This is a genomic window from Streptomyces corynorhini (genome assembly GCF_003346515.1).
In the GTDB taxonomy this organism is placed as follows: domain Bacteria; phylum Actinomycetota; class Actinomycetes; order Streptomycetales; family Streptomycetaceae; genus Streptomyces; species Streptomyces corynorhini.
Genome location: NZ_QQNA01000097.1, coordinates 38,975 through 56,146 on the forward strand (window position 1 = coordinate 38,975; position 17,172 = coordinate 56,146).

General features: G+C 72.4%; 14 protein-coding genes, 1 tRNA gene and 1 pseudogene. 8 read left to right on the forward strand and 8 right to left on the reverse strand.

From position 1 onward, the window contains the following. The first annotated feature begins 199 nt into the window (after positions 1 to 199). Genes DVH02_RS13810 through DVH02_RS13820 form a run of 3 tightly spaced genes read left to right on the forward strand, consistent with a single transcriptional unit; the run spans position 200 to position 5,012 of the window. The gene (locus DVH02_RS13810; RefSeq protein ID WP_114624098.1) at positions 200 to 1,096 is read left to right on the forward strand and encodes an FAD binding domain-containing protein; all 897 of its coding nucleotides are present in this window, start codon (positions 200 to 202) and stop codon (positions 1,094 to 1,096) included. Further along, positions 1,093 to 2,712 carry a (2Fe-2S)-binding protein gene (locus DVH02_RS13815; RefSeq protein ID WP_114624099.1) on the forward strand — a complete coding sequence of 540 codons (1,620 nt, stop codon included), beginning with the start codon at positions 1,093 to 1,095 and terminating at the stop codon, positions 2,710 to 2,712. The genes DVH02_RS13810 and DVH02_RS13815 overlap by 4 nt, the downstream gene beginning before the upstream one ends. Next, positions 2,709 to 5,012, forward strand: a complete 2,304-nt coding sequence (locus DVH02_RS13820) for a xanthine dehydrogenase family protein molybdopterin-binding subunit (protein ID WP_114624100.1) — start codon at positions 2,709 to 2,711, stop codon at positions 5,010 to 5,012. Before DVH02_RS13815 ends, DVH02_RS13820 begins: the two co-directional genes overlap by 4 nt. A 304-nt stretch (positions 5,013 to 5,316) precedes the next feature. On the opposite strand, the gene DVH02_RS13825 is transcribed toward DVH02_RS13820, so the two are convergent. Continuing rightward, positions 5,317 to 5,391, reverse strand: a tRNA-Cys gene (locus DVH02_RS13825). Positions 5,392 to 5,641: 250 nt separating this feature from the next. On the opposite strand from DVH02_RS13825, the gene DVH02_RS13830 reads away from it, so the two are divergent. From DVH02_RS13830 to DVH02_RS13850, 5 genes are all read left to right on the forward strand, one after another. Beyond that, positions 5,642 to 7,141 carry an MFS transporter gene (locus DVH02_RS13830; RefSeq protein ID WP_114624101.1) on the forward strand — a complete coding sequence of 500 codons (1,500 nt, stop codon included), beginning with the start codon at positions 5,642 to 5,644 and terminating at the stop codon, positions 7,139 to 7,141. Between the two features lie 113 nt (positions 7,142 to 7,254). Continuing rightward, positions 7,255 to 7,857 carry a DinB family protein gene (locus DVH02_RS13835; RefSeq protein WP_114624102.1) on the forward strand — a complete coding sequence of 201 codons (603 nt, stop codon included), beginning with the start codon at positions 7,255 to 7,257 and terminating at the stop codon, positions 7,855 to 7,857. Positions 7,858 to 8,155: 298 nt separating this feature from the next. Beyond that, positions 8,156 to 9,943 (forward strand): DEAD/DEAH box helicase, encoded by a 1,788-nt coding sequence (locus DVH02_RS13840; RefSeq protein ID WP_114624103.1) that lies wholly within the window; start codon positions 8,156 to 8,158, stop codon positions 9,941 to 9,943. A 492-nt stretch (positions 9,944 to 10,435) separates the two neighbouring features. Next, positions 10,436 to 11,077 (forward strand): IclR family transcriptional regulator, encoded by a 642-nt coding sequence (locus tag DVH02_RS13845; RefSeq protein WP_114624104.1) that lies wholly within the window; start codon positions 10,436 to 10,438, stop codon positions 11,075 to 11,077. 138 nt (positions 11,078 to 11,215) lie between these two features. Beyond that, the gene (locus tag DVH02_RS13850) at positions 11,216 to 12,004 is read left to right on the forward strand and encodes a S16 family serine protease (protein WP_114624105.1); all 789 of its coding nucleotides are present in this window, start codon (positions 11,216 to 11,218) and stop codon (positions 12,002 to 12,004) included. Positions 12,005 to 12,130: 126 nt separating this feature from the next. Here DVH02_RS13850 and DVH02_RS13855 read toward each other — a convergent pair whose 3' ends face one another. The 7 genes and pseudogenes from DVH02_RS13855 to DVH02_RS13885 all read right to left on the reverse strand — a co-directional run. Beyond that, positions 12,131 to 12,478 (reverse strand): hypothetical protein, encoded by a 348-nt coding sequence (locus DVH02_RS13855; RefSeq protein ID WP_114624106.1) that lies wholly within the window; start codon positions 12,476 to 12,478, stop codon positions 12,131 to 12,133. A gap of 172 nt (positions 12,479 to 12,650) precedes the next feature. Further along, on the reverse strand, positions 12,651 to 12,869 hold the full coding sequence (locus DVH02_RS13860) for a hypothetical protein (RefSeq protein ID WP_114624107.1): 219 nt from the start codon (positions 12,867 to 12,869) through the stop codon (positions 12,651 to 12,653). Positions 12,870 to 12,880: 11 nt separating this feature from the next. Then, positions 12,881 to 13,609, reverse strand: a complete 729-nt coding sequence (locus DVH02_RS13865; protein ID WP_114624108.1) for an ArsR/SmtB family transcription factor — start codon at positions 13,607 to 13,609, stop codon at positions 12,881 to 12,883. A 122-nt stretch (positions 13,610 to 13,731) separates the two neighbouring features. After that, positions 13,732 to 14,679: a glycine betaine ABC transporter substrate-binding protein gene (locus DVH02_RS13870; RefSeq protein WP_114624112.1), complete on the reverse strand. Its 948-nt coding sequence runs from the start codon at positions 14,677 to 14,679 to the stop codon at positions 13,732 to 13,734. A gap of 104 nt (positions 14,680 to 14,783) precedes the next feature. Next, positions 14,784 to 15,626, reverse strand: a complete 843-nt coding sequence (locus tag DVH02_RS13875) for an ABC transporter permease (protein WP_114624109.1) — start codon at positions 15,624 to 15,626, stop codon at positions 14,784 to 14,786. Further along, positions 15,623 to 16,903 (reverse strand): betaine/proline/choline family ABC transporter ATP-binding protein, encoded by a 1,281-nt coding sequence (locus tag DVH02_RS13880; RefSeq protein ID WP_114624113.1) that lies wholly within the window; start codon positions 16,901 to 16,903, stop codon positions 15,623 to 15,625. Before DVH02_RS13880 ends, DVH02_RS13875 begins: the two co-directional genes overlap by 4 nt. Before the next feature lie 67 nt (positions 16,904 to 16,970). Beyond that, positions 16,971 to 17,172, reverse strand: a pseudogene (locus tag DVH02_RS13885) (ABC transporter permease); the annotation flags it as partial.

Sequence of the window (17,172 nt, forward strand, 5' to 3'; positions counted from 1 at the left end):
TAGAAGATCGGCATTTCGCATGTGACGCCGAAGAGGCGCGAAAGCGGACCTTCCTCCTGGCCGGGGACGGATGCGCCCTTCGTGGACCCTCGCGTCGGCAGGTCCGGAAGATGTGCCAGAGTTGCCACGTCCCGACTGTGAGCACGTACGGTACGGCAACACAGGCGGGAGACCGGGACACCGGAAAGGGGCAGCTGGGTTGACCACGCACGCACCGCAAACGGCGCAGTTCGTGACGTTGCCGGCCTCGCTCGACGAGGCCGTGGCGGCGCTCACCGCGATGCCCGCCGCCGTGCCCGTCGCGGGGGGAACCGATCTGATGGCGGCCGTCAACAAAGGCCAGCTGCGGCCCGCGGGACTCGTCGGCCTCGGCCGGATCAGCGAGCTGCGCGGCTGGCACTATCAGGACGGCCACGCGCTGCTCGGCGCCGGTCTCACCCACGCGCGCATGGGCAGGCCCGACTTCGCGGCCCTGATCCCCGCGCTCGCCGCCTCGGCGCGCGCGGCGGGCCCGCCGCAGATCCGCAACGCGGGCACGCTCGGCGGCAACATCGCCAGCGCCGCCCCGACCGGCGACGCGCTGCCCGTGCTCGCCGCGCTCGAAGCGGACCTCGTCGTCGCGGGTCCTGACGGCGCCCGACGTGAAATTCCTGTTTCGCATCTGCTCGCGGGCCGGGAGATGCTCGCGCCCGCCGAGCTGATCGGTTTCGTGCGCGTGCCGCTGCTGCACGCGCCCCAGGTCTTCCTCAAGGCGACCGGCCGCACCGGCCCCGGCCGCGCCACCGCCTCCGTCGCCGTCGTCCTCGACCCGCAACGGCGCGGCGTGCGCTGCGCGGTCGGCGCGATCGCGCCGATGCCGCTGCGCCCGCTGGAGGCGGAGCGCTGGATCGCCTCGCTGATCGACTGGGACGGCGCGCGGGGGCTCGCGCAGGAGGCGCTCGCCGCCTTCGGCGAGTACGTCGCGGCGGCCTGCATCCCGGATCAGGCGCCACCGGCCGACGGGGGAGAGGCATCACCGCCGTCGCCCGCCATACTGCATCTGCGGCGTACGGTCGCCGCGCTGGCCCGACGGGCACTGGGGAGGGCGTTGTCGTGACCACCAATGAGAACCCCGGTTCCGGCTCCGGGACCCCCGGAGGTCCGGGCGGCTGGCAGCCGGTGCCGCAGGGCGGTGAGTACGACGGCGAGTCGACCGCGTTCGTACACCTGCCCCCGGAAGACGCCCTGGACGCGCCGCTGGCCGCTCCGGGGCACGGTTACGTACCGCCGAGCATCGACCCGCTGACGCAGCGGGACCCGGCGGCGGGCGACCCGTCCGTGCCCGGCGGCTGGGCCGCGCAGCCGGTCGCGGGAGCGGACGGCACGCAGTGGCCCGAGCCGCAGCAGAGCGCCGTGGGACACGACGGATCCGGCTACGGCCAGGGCGGGTACGGGCACGGCGGCTACGGCCCCGGCGGCTACGCCCCGCAGGGCACGAGCCACTGGAACTTCAGCGACATCGTGCCGGAGGCCGCCGCGGCGACCGGCGAAGGAACCGCGGCCGAAGGCGTCGCCGGTTCCGAGCCGTCCGGCCAGTGGACCATCCCCGTCGCGCAGGGCGATCTCCCCGACGAGTCGGGCGAGTTCAGCACCTCGATGCTGACGTCCTCCTGGGAGAGCGGCCCGCCCGCCGCGACGCTGCCCGGCGGCGCCACGGCGCCCTGGGTCCCGGAGGAGACCGCCCCGGCGCCGGGCGAGCCCGGCGGGCCGCAGGAGGCCACCGCGGAGCCTCTGGAGCCCGCGGCCGTCCACGAGTCCACCGCGGTCACGCACGAACCGGCCGAGGTCCACGAGACCGCCGCCGTCCACGAGCTGGCGGTCCACGACGACGCCGCGCCGGAGGATCCGGCCGGTGCCGCACCCGGGTCCGACCCGGCCGGTGCCGCACCCGGGTCCGACCCCCTCCCCGAACCCGAACCGGCCGCCGAGCCCGCGGCTTTCGCCGAGCCCGCGCCTTTCGCCGAGCCCGCGCCCTTCGCCGAGCCCGCGCCCCTCACCAGCAGCAACGACAGCGCCGAACACCCCGCGGGCTCCTACGTCCTGCGCGTCAACGGCGCCGACCGGCCCGTCACCGACGCGTGGATCGGCGAGTCGCTCCTGTACGTGCTGCGCGAACGCCTCGGCCTCGCGGGCGCCAAGGACGGCTGCTCGCAGGGCGAGTGCGGCGCCTGCAACGTCCAGGTCGACGGCCGGCTCGTCGCCTCCTGCCTCGTCCCCGCCGCCACGGCCGCCGGCTCCGAGGTCCGTACGGTCGAAGGGCTGGCCGCCGACGGCGAACCCTCCGACGTCCAGCGGGCGCTGGCCAGGTGCGGCGCGGTGCAGTGCGGCTTCTGCGTACCCGGCATGGCCATGACCGTCCACGACCTGCTGGAGGGCAATCACGCCCCCAGCGAGCTGGAGACCCGCCAGGCGCTGTGCGGCAACCTCTGCCGCTGCTCCGGCTACCGGGGCGTGCTCGACGCGGTCGACGAGGTCGTCGCCGAACGCAGGGCGAGCGCGGAGGCCGCCGCCGCGGCCTCCGAAGAGGCCCGCGTACCGCACCAGGCGCCGCCGGGCAACGGCGGCGCGCACCCCCGGCCCGCCCCGGGCCGCGGCCGCCAGCACCTCCCGAACCAGCAGCACTCGCCGAACCAGCAGCACACCCCGCACTCGCCCGACGGAGGCATGGCGTGAGCAACGACGCGGCCACCGGGGCCCCGACGCTCGACGGCCCGCAGCAGGAGCCGCCCGCGCACGGCCTCGGTGCGTCCCTCCCCCCGGCCGACGCGCGCGCGAAGACCGAGGGCACCTTCCCGTACGCCGCCGACCTGTGGGCCGAGGGACTGCTGTGGGCCGCCATCCTGCGCGCCCCGCACCCGCACGCCCGCATCGTCTCCATCGACACGGCCGCCGCCGCCGAAATGCCCGGCGTACGGGCCGTCGTCACCCACGAGGACGTCCCCGGCGACTCGGCGTACGGCAGGCGGGTCGCCGACCGGCCCGTCTTCGCCGCCGACGTCGTACGCCACCACGGCGAGGCCATCGCCGCCGTCGCCGCCGACCACCCCGACACGGCCCGGCTCGCCGCCGCCGCCATCGCCGTCGAGTACGAGGTGCTCGAACCGGTCACCGACCCGGAGAAGGCGTTCGCCGCCGAACCGCTGCACCCCGACGGCAATCTGATCCGCCACATCCCGCTGCGCTACGGCGACCCCGCGATCACCGGCGAGGTCGTCGTCGAGGGGCTCTACCGCATCGGCCGCCAGGACCCGGCGCCCATCGGCGCCGAGGCGGGCCTCGCCGTGCCGCGACCGGACGGCGGCGTCGAGATCTACACCGCCTCCACCGACCCGCACACCGACCGCGATCTGGCCGCCGCCTGCTTCGGGCTCGCCCCCGAGATGGTCAAGGTCGTCGTCACCGGCGTCCCCGGCGCCACCGGCGACCGCGAGGACCCCGGCTTCCAGATCCCGCTGGGCCTGCTCGCCCTGCGCACCGGCTGCCCGGTCAAACTCGCCGCCTCCCGCGAGGAGTCCTTCCTCGGCCACGCCCACCGCCACCCCACCCTGCTGCGCTACCGCCACCACGCGGACGCCGAGGGCCGCCTCGTCAAGGTCGAGGCCCAGATCCTGCTGGACGCGGGCGCGTACGCCGACGCCTCCTCCGAGTCCCTGGCGGCGGCCATCGCCTTCGCCTGCGGCCCCTACGTCGTCCCGCACGCGTTCATCGAGGGCTGGGCCGTCCGCACCAACAACCCGCCCTCCGGCCATGTGCGCGGCGAGGGCGCGATGCAGGTGTGCGCCGCCTACGAGGGCCAGATGGACAAGCTCGCCGCCAAGCTCGGCGTGGACCCGGCCGAACTCCGGCTCCGCAACGCCCTCGCCACCGGCGACATCCTGCCCACCGGCCAGACCGTGACCTGCCCGGCGCCGGTCGCCGAACTGCTCACCGCCGTACGGGAGTACCCGCTGCCCCCGCTCCCCAAGGACACCCCGGAGGCGGCCTGGCTGCTGCCCGGCGGCCCGGAGGGCGCGGGCGAGCCGGGCGCGGTACGGCGCGGCGTCGGCTACGCGCTGGGCATGGTCCACATGCTCGGCGCCGAGGGCGCGGACGAGGTCTCCACCGCCACCGTCAAGGTCCACGACGGAGTGGCCACGGTCATCTGCGCGGCCGTCGAGACGGGCCAGGGCTTCGCCACCCTCGCCCGCCAGATCGTGCAGGAGACGCTCGGCATCGAAGAGGTCCACGTCGCCTCCGTCGACACCGACCAGCCCCCGGCGGGACCGGCCGCCCACGGGCGCCACACCTGGGTCTCCGGCGGCGCGGTCGAACGGGCGGCCAAGATGGTCCGCACCCAGCTCCTCCAGCCGCTGGCGCACAAGTTCGGCATGTCCACCGAGCTGCTCCAGATCACCGACGGCAAGATCACCTCGTACGACGGGGTGCTCTCCACCACGGTCACCGAGGCGATGGACGGCAAGGAACTCTGGGCCACCGCCCAGTGCCGCCCGCACCCCACCGAGCCCCTCGACGCCTCCGGCCAGGGCGACGCCTTCGTGGGCATGGCCTTCTGCGCGATCCGCGCGGTCGTCGACGTCGACATCGAACTCGGCTCGATCCGCGTCGTGGAGATGGCCGTGGCCCAGGACGTCGGCCGGGTGCTCAACCCGGCCCAGCTCGCCACCCGTATCGAGGCCGGCGTCACCCAGGGCATCGGCACGGCCCTCACCGAGAACCTGCGCACCAACCGGGGCGTCGTGCGCCGCCCCGACCTCACCGGCTACGCCCTGCCGACCTCGCTCGACGCGCCGGACATCCGCATCGTCAAGCTGGTCGAGGAGCGCGACGTGGTGGCCCCCTTCGGCGCCAAACCGGCCAGCGCCGCCCCGGTGGTCACCTCCCCGGCGGCGGTGGCCTCGGCGGTACGCGCCGCGACGGGCCGCCCGATCAGCCGCCTCCCGATCCGCCCACAGGCGGCGGTGGCGGCGCCGTGAACGCGAGAGCGGCCGCTCCCCGGAGGGGAGCGACCGCTCTCACTGTCTTTCCGCGACGGTGGCGGTGGCGGGGGTCGGGCCCGCGTAACTCTCCGCGGGCGGAGCCTGCTGATGGATGCCGTGCAGGTGAGTTCCTGAACCGCTCGGGCGCGGGGTGGGGGTGCTGGGGCGGGTGATGTTTGGAGGCCGTGGCGGGAATCGAACCCGCGTAACTCTCCGCGGGCGGAGCCTGCTGATGGGTGCCGTGCAGGTGAGTTCCTGGACCGCTCGGGCGCGCGGCGGGGCGGTTGGGGCGGGTGATGTTTGGAGGCCGTGGCGGGAATCGAACCCGCGTAACTCGCTTTGCAGGCGAGTCCCTGAACCACTCGGGCACACGGCCGTGTCCTGATCTGTTCTCCTTGCCCTCTCGAAGGTAGGCGCCCCGGGCGCCTGGCTCAAGGGTGCCAGGACCCGTGCAACGCGACTGCCATACGCCGTTCACGGACGGGGCACGGACGGGGCATGGGCGGGGTGTGCGCGGGCCGTGGACGGGGGGCACGCGTGGAAGCCGCGGTCGTACGCCCAAGGGACCAGGACGGATACACCGCGCGACAGGGCTCACCGGGGGATACGCCCCTTACGCTGGGGCCATGACCGTCCCCGACCCAGGCGACACCACCGCCCCACCTGACCTTGCCGCCTCCGCCGTCTCCGCCCCGCCGGGGACCGGCTCCGCCGCGTCGTCGCTGCCGCGTGCGGGCGGGGTTCTGGGGCCCGAGCACCGGGCGCTCAGCGTCGGGATCGTCTCCGTGGTCCTGCTGATCGCGTTCGAGGCGACCGCCGTGGGGACGGCGATGCCGGTGGCGGCGCGGGAGCTGAACGGGATTCCGCTGTACGCGTTCGCGTTCTCCGCGTACTTCACCACCAGCCTCTTCGCGATGGTGTTCTCCGGCCAGTGGGCCGACCGCTCCGGGCCACTCGCGCCGCTCGCGACGGGGATCGGCGCGTTCGGTGCCGGGCTGCTGCTGTCCGGGACGGCCTCCACGATGTGGCTGTTCATCCTCGGCCGCGCCGTCCAGGGCGTCGGCGGCGGGCTGGTCATCGTCGCGCTGTACGTGGTCGTCAGCCGTGCGTACCCGGAGCGGCTGCGGCCCGCGATCATGGCCGCGTTCGCCGCGAGCTGGGTGATCCCCTCCGTGGTCGGACCGCTCGCCTCCGGGACCGTGACCGAGCACCTCGGCTGGCGCTGGGTGTTCATCGGCATCCCCGTGCTGGTCGTCCCGCCGCTGGCGCTCGCGCTGCCCGCGATCCGGGCGCGGGCGGCGGGACCCGCCGACCCGTCGGCGCCCGCCCCCGCCTTCGACCGGCGCCGGATCAGGCTCGCGTTCGCCATCTCGCTGGGCGCCGCGCTGCTCCAGTACGCGGGCCAGGAACTGCGCTGGTTCTCGCTCGTCCCGGCGGCGGCCGGGGTCGCCTTCCTCGTCCCCGCCGTCCTCGGGCTGCTGCCCGTCGGCACGTGGCGGGCGGCGCGCGGGCTGCCGTCGGTGGTGCTGCTGCGCGGCGTCGCGGCCGGGGCGTTCGTCTCCGCCGAGAGCTTCGTACCGCTGATGCTGGTCACCCAGCGCGGACTGTCGCCGACGATGGCCGGGCTCTCGCTGGCGCTGGGCGGGGCGGCGTGGGCGCTGGGCTCGTACGTACAGTCCAGGCCGCGTCTGGAGCCGTACCGCGAGCGGCTGATGGCGGGCGGCATGGTGCTGGTGGCCCTGGCCATCGCCGTGGCGCCCAGCGTGCTGATCGAGGCGGTCCCCGTCTGGGTCCTGGCGGCGGGCTGGGGCGTCGGCTGCCTCGGCATGGGCGCGGTGATCGCCTCGACGAGCGTGCTGCTGCTCAAGCTGTCGGCGCCGGAGGAGGCGGGCGCCAACTCGGCCGCGCTGCAGATCTCGGACGGTCTGTCCAACGTCCTCCTGCTGGCGGCGGGCGGCGCGGCCTTCGCGGCCCTCGGCGGCGGCGCGGTGGGCGCCCACGCCACGGCCGCCGACGCGGCGACGGGCTCGCATCCGGCGGCCTTCGTGGCGGTTTTCCTGCCGATGGCGGTGGTGGCGCTGGCGGGGGTGTGGGTGGCGACGCGGGTGCGGGTGCCGGTGCGCTGAGCGGTGAGCGGTGCTCAGGACAGGGCCTGGCTAGGACACGGACTGGCCTAGTTGGTCTCTAGCGTGCTGCTGGTAGAAGACAGCCGGAACGGGAACACCGAAGGGCCGAGACCATGACCGACCGCGACCTCACCGACCACTCCCCGGGCGACCACTCCCCGGGCGACCGCGACCTCACCGACCGCGACCCGGGCGCACGTCCGCCCGTCACGGGTGAGCGCGCCGACTGGCTCGCGGCACTGGCCAAGCAGCGGCACCTGCTGCGCTTCACGACCCGTGACCTCACCGACGACGCGGCCCGTCGGCGGACCACCGCCAGCGAGCTGTGCCTGGGCGGCCTGGTCAAGCACGTCACGGAGGTCGAACGGGCCTGGGCGGACTTCATCCTGAACGGCCCTTCGGGCATGCCGGACTTCACCGCGATGACCGACGCGGACTGGGCGCGCCGGGCCGAGGGGTTCCGGTTGCTGCCCGGGGAGACGCTGGCCGGTGTGCTGGCCGACTACGCGGCAGCGGCCCGCCGTACCGACGAACTGGTGGCCACCATCCCCGACCTGGACGCCACGCGATTGCTGCCGAAGTCCCCGTGGACCGAACCCGGCGCACGGTGGTCGGCACGCCAGGTGCTGCTGCACATCGTTTCCGAGACCGCTCAGCACGCGGGCCACGCCGACATCATCCGCGAGTCACTCGACGGCGCCAAGAGCATGGGGTAGACGTCACCCGGGCCGGTAAGCCCCACCCGGGCCGCCAGACCTCACCCGGGCCGGTGCGAGTGTGGCGCCCGTCGCACCTGTCCGTCCACCCGTCGGTTCATACGAGGACCGGGCCCCCTCGCGGGTAGGGTGGCCCGGTCCTCGTACGCGCGGACCCCGCCCACGCGGAGCCCGTACGTGCGGACCCCGCCCACGCGGCACCCGTACGTGCGGACCCTGCCCGCACGGCACCCGCGCGTGCGGACCCCGCCCACGCGGCACCCGCGCGTGCCGACCCCGAGCGCCCGAACCGGAGACCGTGACTACTACCGCCGCCTCCTCCCACCACCTCTCGCCCGCCTTCCCGGGCCGCGCCCCCTGGGGCACCGCCAACAAGCTGCGCGCCTGGCAGGAGAACGCCCTCGGCCGCTACCTGGAGTCGCAGCCGCGCGACTTCCTCGCCGTCGCGACCCCCGGCGCCGGGAAGACGACCTTCGCGCTGACCCTGGCGTCCTGGCTGCTGCACCACCACGTCGTGCAGCAGGTGACCGTCGTCGCGCCCACCGAGCACCTCAAGAAACAGTGGGCCGAGGCAGCCGCGCGTATAGGCATCAAGCTGGACCCGGAGTACAGCGCCGGGCCGGTGAGCAAGGAGTACGACGGCGTCGCCATCACCTACGCCGGTGTCGGCGTGCGCCCCATGCTGCACCGCAACCGGTGCGAGCAGCGCAAGACCCTCGTCATCCTCGACGAGATCCACCACGCCGGCGACTCCAAGTCCTGGGGCGAGGCGTGCCTGGAGGCGTTCGAGCCCGCGACCCGGCGGCTCGCGCTGACCGGTACGCCGTTCCGCTCGGACACCAACCCGATCCCGTTCGTGGCGTACGAGGAGGGCGACGACGGCATCCGCCGCTCCTCCGCCGACTACACGTACGGATACGGCAACGCGCTCGGCGACGGCGTCGTGCGCCCCGTCATCTTCCTCAGCTACAGCGGCAACATGCGCTGGCGCACCAAGGCCGGTGACGAGATCGCCGCCAAGCTCGGCGAACCCATGACCAAGGACGCCGTCTCGCAGGCGTGGCGCACCGCGCTCGACCCGCGCGGCAACTGGATGCCCAACGTGCTGCGCGCCGCCGACCAGCGGCTCACCGAGGTCCGCAAGGGCATCCCCGACGCCGGCGCGCTGGTCATCGCCAGCGACCAGGACTCGGCGCGCGCCTACGCCAAGCTGATCCGCGAGATCACCGGTACGAAGGCGACGGTCGTCCTCTCCGACGACACCGGCGCGTCGAAGCGGATCGACGACTTCAGCGGCAGCACCGACCGGTGGATGGTCGCGGTCCGTATGGTGTCCGAGGGCGTCGACGTCCCGCGCCTCGCCGTCGGCGTGTACGCCACCACCATCTCCACCCCGCTCTTCTTCGCGCAGGCCGTCGGCCGTTTCGTGCGCTCCCGGCGGCGCGGCGAGACCGCCTCGGTCTTCCTGCCGACCATCCCGGGCCTGCTCGGCTTCGCGAGCGAGATGGAGGTCGAGCGCGACCATGTGCTCGACAAGCCGAAGAAGGGCGAGGACGACCCCTACGCCGAGTCCGAGAAGGAGATGGCGGAGGCCGAGAAGCTCCAGGACGAGGAGACCGGCGAGCAGGAGGAGTTCTCCTTCGAGGCGCTGGAGTCGGACGCCGTCTTCGACCGGGTCATGTACGAGGGCGCCTCGTTCGGCATGCAGGCGCACCCGGGCAGCGCGGAGGAGCAGGACTACCTCGGCATCCCCGGTCTGCTGGAGCCCGACCAGGTGCAGATGCTGCTCCAGAAGCGCCAGGCGCGGCAGATCGCGCACAGCCGCAAGAAGCCGGACGCCGAGGCGGATCTGCTGGAGCTGCCCGCCGAGAAGCGGCCGGTCGTCTCCCACAAGGAGCTGCTGGGGCTGCGCAAGCAGCTCAACACCATGGTCGGCGCCTACGTCCACCAGAGCGGCAAGCCGCACGGCGTGATCCACACCGAGCTGCGCCGGGTGTGCGGCGGGCCGCCGAGCGCCGAGGCGACGGCGGGACAGCTGCGGGAGCGGATCGCGAAGGTCGGCGAGTGGGCGACCCGGATGCGCTGAGGCGCGTGTGGGCGAATGCGGTGATGGCGTAAAGATATGCGGCAGACGCGACAGCCGCGATAGCGCTGAGTGACGGGCGATCGCGAGAGTGTGCCCGACCGTGGCCGTTGTCCGCGTGGGCAACGGCCACCGCCATGTCACGATACGGCAGGACACGTCGCCCGAACCGGCCCTTTCGTGCGAGAGATACGGTCCGTTGGGGCGTCGTCCGGCGATGTCCGGCTCCTGTTCGGCCACGGAAGATCAACTCCGTACGGTTACCGTCCCGTAGCCTCCTGTGCCCGGATTCTGGACGAGGTCTTCCGCTCAGCGGTGTCCCTGGTTACTGTCCCCGCAATGTGAACGCCGCGTGGCGACTTCGCCGCACGGCGCGTCCGGTGGCGCCCCGCCCACCGGGGCCTCTCCGTGTGTCACCGACGGGACCGGTGCCGCAGGCCGTGAGAGCGCCGTCGTCACTCACTTTTGAATTCTCACTCCGAAGGAGAGGGCGTCGTGACCGCGGAGACCTCCCAGACGCTCGACCGAGGGCTACGGGTCCTCAAGCTGCTCGCCGACACCGACCACGGTCTGACCGTGACCGAGCTGTCCAACAAACTCGGCGTCAACAGGACCGTCGTCTACCGGCTGCTCGCCACGCTCGAACAGCACGCCCTGGTCCGCCGTGACCTCGGCGGCCGGGCCAGGGTCGGCCTCGGCGTACTGCGGCTGAGCCGCCAAGTGCACCCGCTGGTACGGGAGGCCGCGCTGCCCGCGCTGCGCTCGCTCGCCGAGGACATCGGGGCCACCGCGCACCTGACGCTCGTCGACGGGGCGGAGGCGCTGGCCGTGGCCGTCGTCGAGCCGACCTGGACCGACTATCACGTCGCCTACCGGACCGGATTCCGCCACTCGCTCGACCGGGGCGCGGCGGGCCGGGCGATCCTCGCGGCCCGGCAGGACGCGCACAGCGAGCCGCGCTGCACCCTCACCCACGGCGAGTTGGAGGCGGGCGCCAGCGGGGCGGCGGCGGCGCTGGTGGGGGTGACGGGGATAGAGGGCAGCGTGGGCGTGGTGATGCTCGCGGACGCCGTACCGGAACGGGTGGGTCCGCGCGTGGTGGACGCGGCGAGGGAAGTGGCGGACGCGCTGCGCTGACGGTGGCGGGGCCCGTCCCTTTCCCCCCGTACCCCATACCCTGCCCTGCCCTGCCCCGCCCAGGGCAGGGCAGGGCACAGCGGGCCCGGCGCAGCGGGCTCGGCACGGGACATAGCGCGCGACAGATAGATTGACACCGTGCTTTCTCGCCTCTCGCGCCCCACGGCCCTCATCCTCTGCGCCGTCCCGATCGTCGCGCTGTTCGTCGTCGTCGGGGTGGCACCGCTGCCGTACGCCGTGGCGCAGCCGGGGATGACGGCGAACGTCCTCGGTGCGAACGAGGGCAGGCAGGTCATCACCATCAGCGGCACGGACACCCGCAGGACCGAGGGGCAGCTGCGGATGACGACGATCGAGGCGACCGGCCCGTCCACCGACGTCGACTTCGGTGATGTCGTCGAGGGCTGGTTCCGCGCCGACCGCGCCGTACTGCCGCGCGAGGCGGTCTACCCGTCGGGCAAGTCCGACAAGGAGATCGAGAAGCGCAACGTCCACGACATGGTCGAATCCCAGAACTCCGCGACGACCGCCGCCCTCGGCTACCTCGGCAAGGACGCGAAGTCGGTCGACGTCAGCCTCCACCTCGCCGACGTCGGCGGCCCCAGCGCCGGCCTCCTCTTCGCGCTCGGCATCGTCGACAAGCTCGACGGTGACGGCGCGGGCGGCGATCTCACCGGCGGCCGCACCATCGCGGGTACGGGCACGATCTCCGACGCGGGCGAGGTCGGCGCGGTCGGCGGCGTCTCCCTCAAGACCCAGGCGGCGGGGCGGGACGGCGCGACGGTCTTCCTCGTCCCGAAGGCGGAGTGCGCGGACGCGCGCAGCGAACTGCCGAAGGGGATGCGGCTGATCCCCGTCACCACGCTGAAGGGCGCGGTGACGGCGCTGAAGGCGCTGGAGAAGGACGAGAAGGTCCCGGCCTGCTGACGACCGCGCGAAGGGGCGCGCCGTGCACCCCGGACAGCGGACAGCACCCGGACAGCACCCGGACAGCACCCGGACAGCATCCGGACCAGCGCCCGGACAGAGACGCACCGGCGCGGTGCCGTGTGGTCAGAGCCAGCGCTGAGCCGCCTCGACGCAGTCGCCCATGCTGGAGTTGAACGCTACGGCTGCCTGCGGGGCGTGGCGGTGGGTGAGGTTGAGGACGCGTTCGAACTGGATGAGGTTCTCCTGCCTGCGGACGCCGCCGCCGATGAGGACGACGTCCCACGGCCGGTCGGTCAGCTGCGCCACGAGGGGTGGTTCGGACGACTCGTCCGGGGTGATCAGTGCCGTGGCCGTGTCGATGCCGAGTTTCTCGAACCGGGCCATCTCCAGGTCGAGGCCCTTGAGGAGGGCGTCCGCGTCGACCCCGGGCACGGTATGCGGGTCATATCCAACGATCAGTACGGAAGACATGCGACCAACCTACTGAAATCCGGCTGCGGCGAGGGGCGTTCCGCACGCATGACGCATGACGCATGACGCATGAGTCACGACGCATGAGTCACGACGCATGAGTCACGACGCATGAGTCACGACGCATGAGTCACGACGCACGACTCACGACGCACGACTCACGACGCACGACTCATGCGAGGTGGGTTCCCGTGCGCCGTACCACCGGCCTGTTGACGAGCCGCAGCCCCAGCTCGACCAGTGACCAGCCGAGCCGGATACGCAGGCCGAGAGTGGCGCGTGGGCGCCGTCCGCGTTGTCTGTGCCGTATGCCCCGGCGGAACTCGGCCGCCTCGGCGTGCAGTTCAGCGGCCAGTAAAGCGTGCAGCTGGAGATGGATGTCGGAGTGCATGGCGGTGGCCTTCAGTCTCTGGGGAGTGCGCGGGGGAAGGAGTGCAGGTGGACGCGGATCTGGGCCGAATTCTCCGGGGCGGAGTCCGTTCCGCCGCCCGTTCCCGCGTTCGCGTCCGTTCCCGCGTCGGCGTCCGCTTCCTGGTAGCTCTCGACCACTTCGTGGAGCTTCTTGTTCATCTCGCGCAGGCGCTCAGGGGTGAGGCGGAGCGTGTAGTCGCTCAGATCCCCGACGTGTGCCCACTCCGAGGGCCAGTCGCGCAGGGTGCCCAGCCAGGTGGACAGCTCCTGGGTATGGGTGGTGGCGACCTCGTGCAGGAAGAGGTCGGCCGCGCCGCGTACTTCCGGGTCGGTGCTCTCGTGCAGTTCACGGCTGAAGTGGGTGCCCTGCACCGAGGCTTTCCACCACCGCTCGCGGCCCGTGCCCCGGTCCGGGTCGTCCGCCACGAACCCGTGCGCGGCGAGCTGGCGCAGGTGATAGCTGGTGGCGCCGCTCGACTCGTGCAGACGTGCGGCCAGTTGGGAGGCGGTGGCGGGGCCGTCGTGGCGCAGTGAGGCCAGCAGCCGCATGCGCAGCGGGTGGGCCAGCCCGCGCAGCGAGCGCGCGTCGAGGGCGTGGTAACCGGGCTTGGGCTGGGTGGACCCGGGTTCGGCGCCCTCGGGTTCGGTGGACCCGGGTTCGGTGGGCTGGGGTTCGGCGGACTGGGCCTGGTCGGGTGCGGGCCGGTCGGGTGCGGGCATGCCGCTACCGTAGCGACGCAAAGACTCCGTTGCAACGGGTTCTTTGCAACGGAGTCTTTGCGTCCGAGTCCCTGCGTCCGAGTCCCTGCGTCCGAGTCCCTGCGTGGCTACTCGGTCGGGCTCTACCCGTTCTTGATGAAGCCTTCCTTGATCAGCCACTCCTTCGCCACGGCGTGCGGATCCTGGCCGTCCACGTCCACCCGCCCGTTCAGCTCCTGGGCGACCTTCGTGTTCAGCCGCTTCGACAGCGGATCGAGCAGCTTCGCGATGGCCGGATACTTCTTGAACGTCGCTGAGTGCACCACGGGCGCCGCGTCGTAGATCGGGAAGAAGTGCTTGTCGTCCGCGAGGGTGTCGAGGTGGAGCGACTTGATGCGGCCGTCCGTCGTGAAGACCTCGCCCAGCAGGCAGGCGCCCTTCGAGACCTGGGTGTAGACGATGCCCGCGTCCATCTTCTTGATGTTCGCGGCGGGCAGCTTCATGCCGTACGCCTTCTGCATGCCCGGCAGCCCGTCGTCGCGCGAGGCGAACTCGTTCTCCACGCAGATCGTCACGGCCGACGGGTCCTTCTTGGCCAGCGCGGCCACGTCGGACAACGTCTTGAGCTTGTACTTCTTGTTGTTGGCCTGGTTGATGCCCAGCGAGTACGTGTTGTTGAGCGTCGACTGCGGCAGCCAGGTCACCCCGTGCGCGCGGTCGGCGTCGCGCACCGCCTCCCACTGCTTCTGACCGTTCTCGATCGGCTTCTCGTGGCCCAGATAGGTGATCCAGGCCGTGCCCGTGTACTCGTACATCGCGTCGGCGTCGCCCTTGACGATCGACTCACGGGCGCTGATCGAGCCGGGGAGGTTCGTACGGTCCAGGACCTCGGCGCCCGCCGCCTTGAAGATCAGGCCGATCATCTCGCCCAGAATGATGTTCTCGCTGAAGTTCTTCGAGGTGACCGTCAGCGAGGCGCCCTTGAGGGGCTGGCCCGCGTCCCGTGGGCCGGGCCGCACGTCGTCGACCATCGGGGAGCCGCTCTTGAGGCCGCAGCCCGCCAGCCCCACCCCCGTCAGCAGCAGCGCCATCGTGGCGGGCAGGGTCCGCCGGACGAGCCGCGAGCCCGCCGGGGAGCGGCCCCCCAGGGAGCGCGTCCGTCCGGTGAACCGCTCTGTGAGCCGGGTATGCCGCATCACTTCTCCTCCAGCCCACGCGGTGTGAGCATGACTTCCACCAGCGAGGCCAGCCAGTCCACGATCAGCGCCAGGCACACCGTCAGTACGGAGCCCACGACCAGCACCGGCATCCGCTGCGTCTGGATGCCCGAGGTGATCAGGTCACCGAGTCCGCCACCGCCGCCGAAGGTCGCGAGCGTCGCCGTACCCACGTTCAGAACGAGCGCCGTCCGTACGCCCGCCAGGATCAGCGGTACGGCCAGGGGCAGTTCGACCCGCGCCAGCGTGGCCCGCGCCGACATTCCGATGCCCTTGGACGCCTCGACCAGGTTCGGGTCGATGGCGCGCAGCCCGGCCACCGTGTTGGCGAGGACCGGGAGGATCGCGTAGAGCACCATGCCGGTGATCGCCGTCGACTGCCCGATGCCCAGCCAGATCACCAGCAGCGCCAGCAGACCGATCGCCGGGGCCGCCTGCCCCACGTTGGCGATCGCCGTGACCACCGGCGCGGCCTTGCGCAGCCCGCGCCTGGTCAGCGCGGTCCCCAGCGGCAGCGCGATGATCAGCACCCAGAAGGTGGAGATCGCCGTCAGCTCGATGTGCTGGCGCAGCCGCAGCGGCACATTGCCGCCCTCCAGGGAGTTCCTGGCGATCGAGTCGAGCTGGACGTTGCTGATGTACAGCCAGGTCAGCAGCAGGACGATCAGGACCACGGCCGGCACCGTCACCAGCTTGCGCCAGGTGATCCGGCGCTTCGGTCCGGTGGGCGGCGGGGTGGGTTCCTCCTCCTCTTCCCAGAGCGGCGGGGTCTTCGCGTCCGGTTCGTCGGCCCGGCGCTCCTCCTGAGCGGGGGAACTCATACCTCGGCACCGTCCTCCAGCTGCTGACCGCGCTCGTCCTGCTCGCCGCGCCGGTCCTGCGGATCGGTGAGCAGCTCCGCCTGCTCGTGCTGGTGCTCGAAGGCGGCCAGCCGGTCGGCCTCCAGCATCTCGTGCACCGAGTTCATCAGGGTCTCCATGTCCACCACCCCGATGTACTCGCCGCGCCGCCCGGTCACCGCCACCCGCCCGCCGCTGTCGGTGAGGACCGCCTCCAGCGCGTCGCGCAGGGTCGCGTCCCTGGTCACCGTGTCGTGCACCAGCTGGCCCGCACGGGCCAGCGACCCCTTCGCGCGCATCAGATCGCCGCGCCTGAGCCACTTGTACGGGCGGTTCCTGCGGTCGAGCATCAGCAGCTCGTTGTGCGGTCCCGAGCGCAGCTTGTTGAAGATCGACTGGAGGGGGTCCTCGACGGTCACGGTCGGGAAATCGGCGATCTCCACCTCCCGTACCCGGGTCAGGTTGAGCCGCTTCAGCGCCGCGCCCGCGCCCACGAAGCCGGAGACGAAGTCGTCCGCCGGGTTGGTGAGGATCGCCTCGGGGGTGTCGAACTGCGCGATGTGCGACTGCTCGCGCAGCACCGCGATGCGGTCCCCGAGCTTGATCGCCTCGTCGAAGTCGTGCGTGACGAAGACGATCGTCTTGTGCAGCTCGTGCTGGAGCCTGATCAGCTCGTCCTGGAGATGGTCACGGGTGATCGGGTCGACCGCGCCGAACGGCTCGTCCATCAGCAGTACGGGCGGATCGGCCGCGAGCGCCCGCGCCACGCCCACCCGCTGCTGCTGGCCGCCCGAGAGCTGGCGCGGGTAGCGGCCGTGGAACTCGCGCGGGTCGAGCCCGACCAGGTCGAGCATCTCCTCGACCCGGTCCTTGACCCGCGACTTGGACCAGCCGACCATCTTGGGGACCAGCGCGATGTTCTCGGCGACGGTCATGTGCGGGAACAGCCCGGAAGACTGGATCGCGTAGCCGACCTTGCGGCGCAGCTTGACCGGGTCGATGTCGGTGACGTCCTCGTCGCCGATCCTGATCCGGCCGCTGGACGGCTCGATCAGCCGGTTGATCATCTTGAGGGTGGTCGACTTGCCGCAGCCGGACGGGCCGACCAGGATCACCGTCTCGCCGGGCTTGATCTCCATGTGGACGTTGTCCACAGCCGGTTCCCGGCTGCCCGGGTAGCGCTTGGTGAGCCCCTCCAGCAGGATCCCGGCTCCCGAACCGGACCCCGAGCCGGACCCGGATCCGGCGTGGGTCCCCAGGCCGCCTTCGGCCCTGGCACCGTCCTCCGGGTGACTTCCGGCGCCGCCGGTTTCGGAGTCGTAGGTCTCAGACACGGATCCCCCTCGGGATGGTCAGTCGGCCGAGCAGGATGTACGCGGCGTCGAAGAGCAGGGCGAGGATGACGATGCCGATCGTCCCCGCGAGGACCTGGTTGAGCGCGTTCGCGCTGCCCAGCGAGGCGATTCCGCGGAAGATCTCGTTGCCGAGCCCCGGCCCGGAGGCGTACGCCGCGATCGCGGCGATGCCC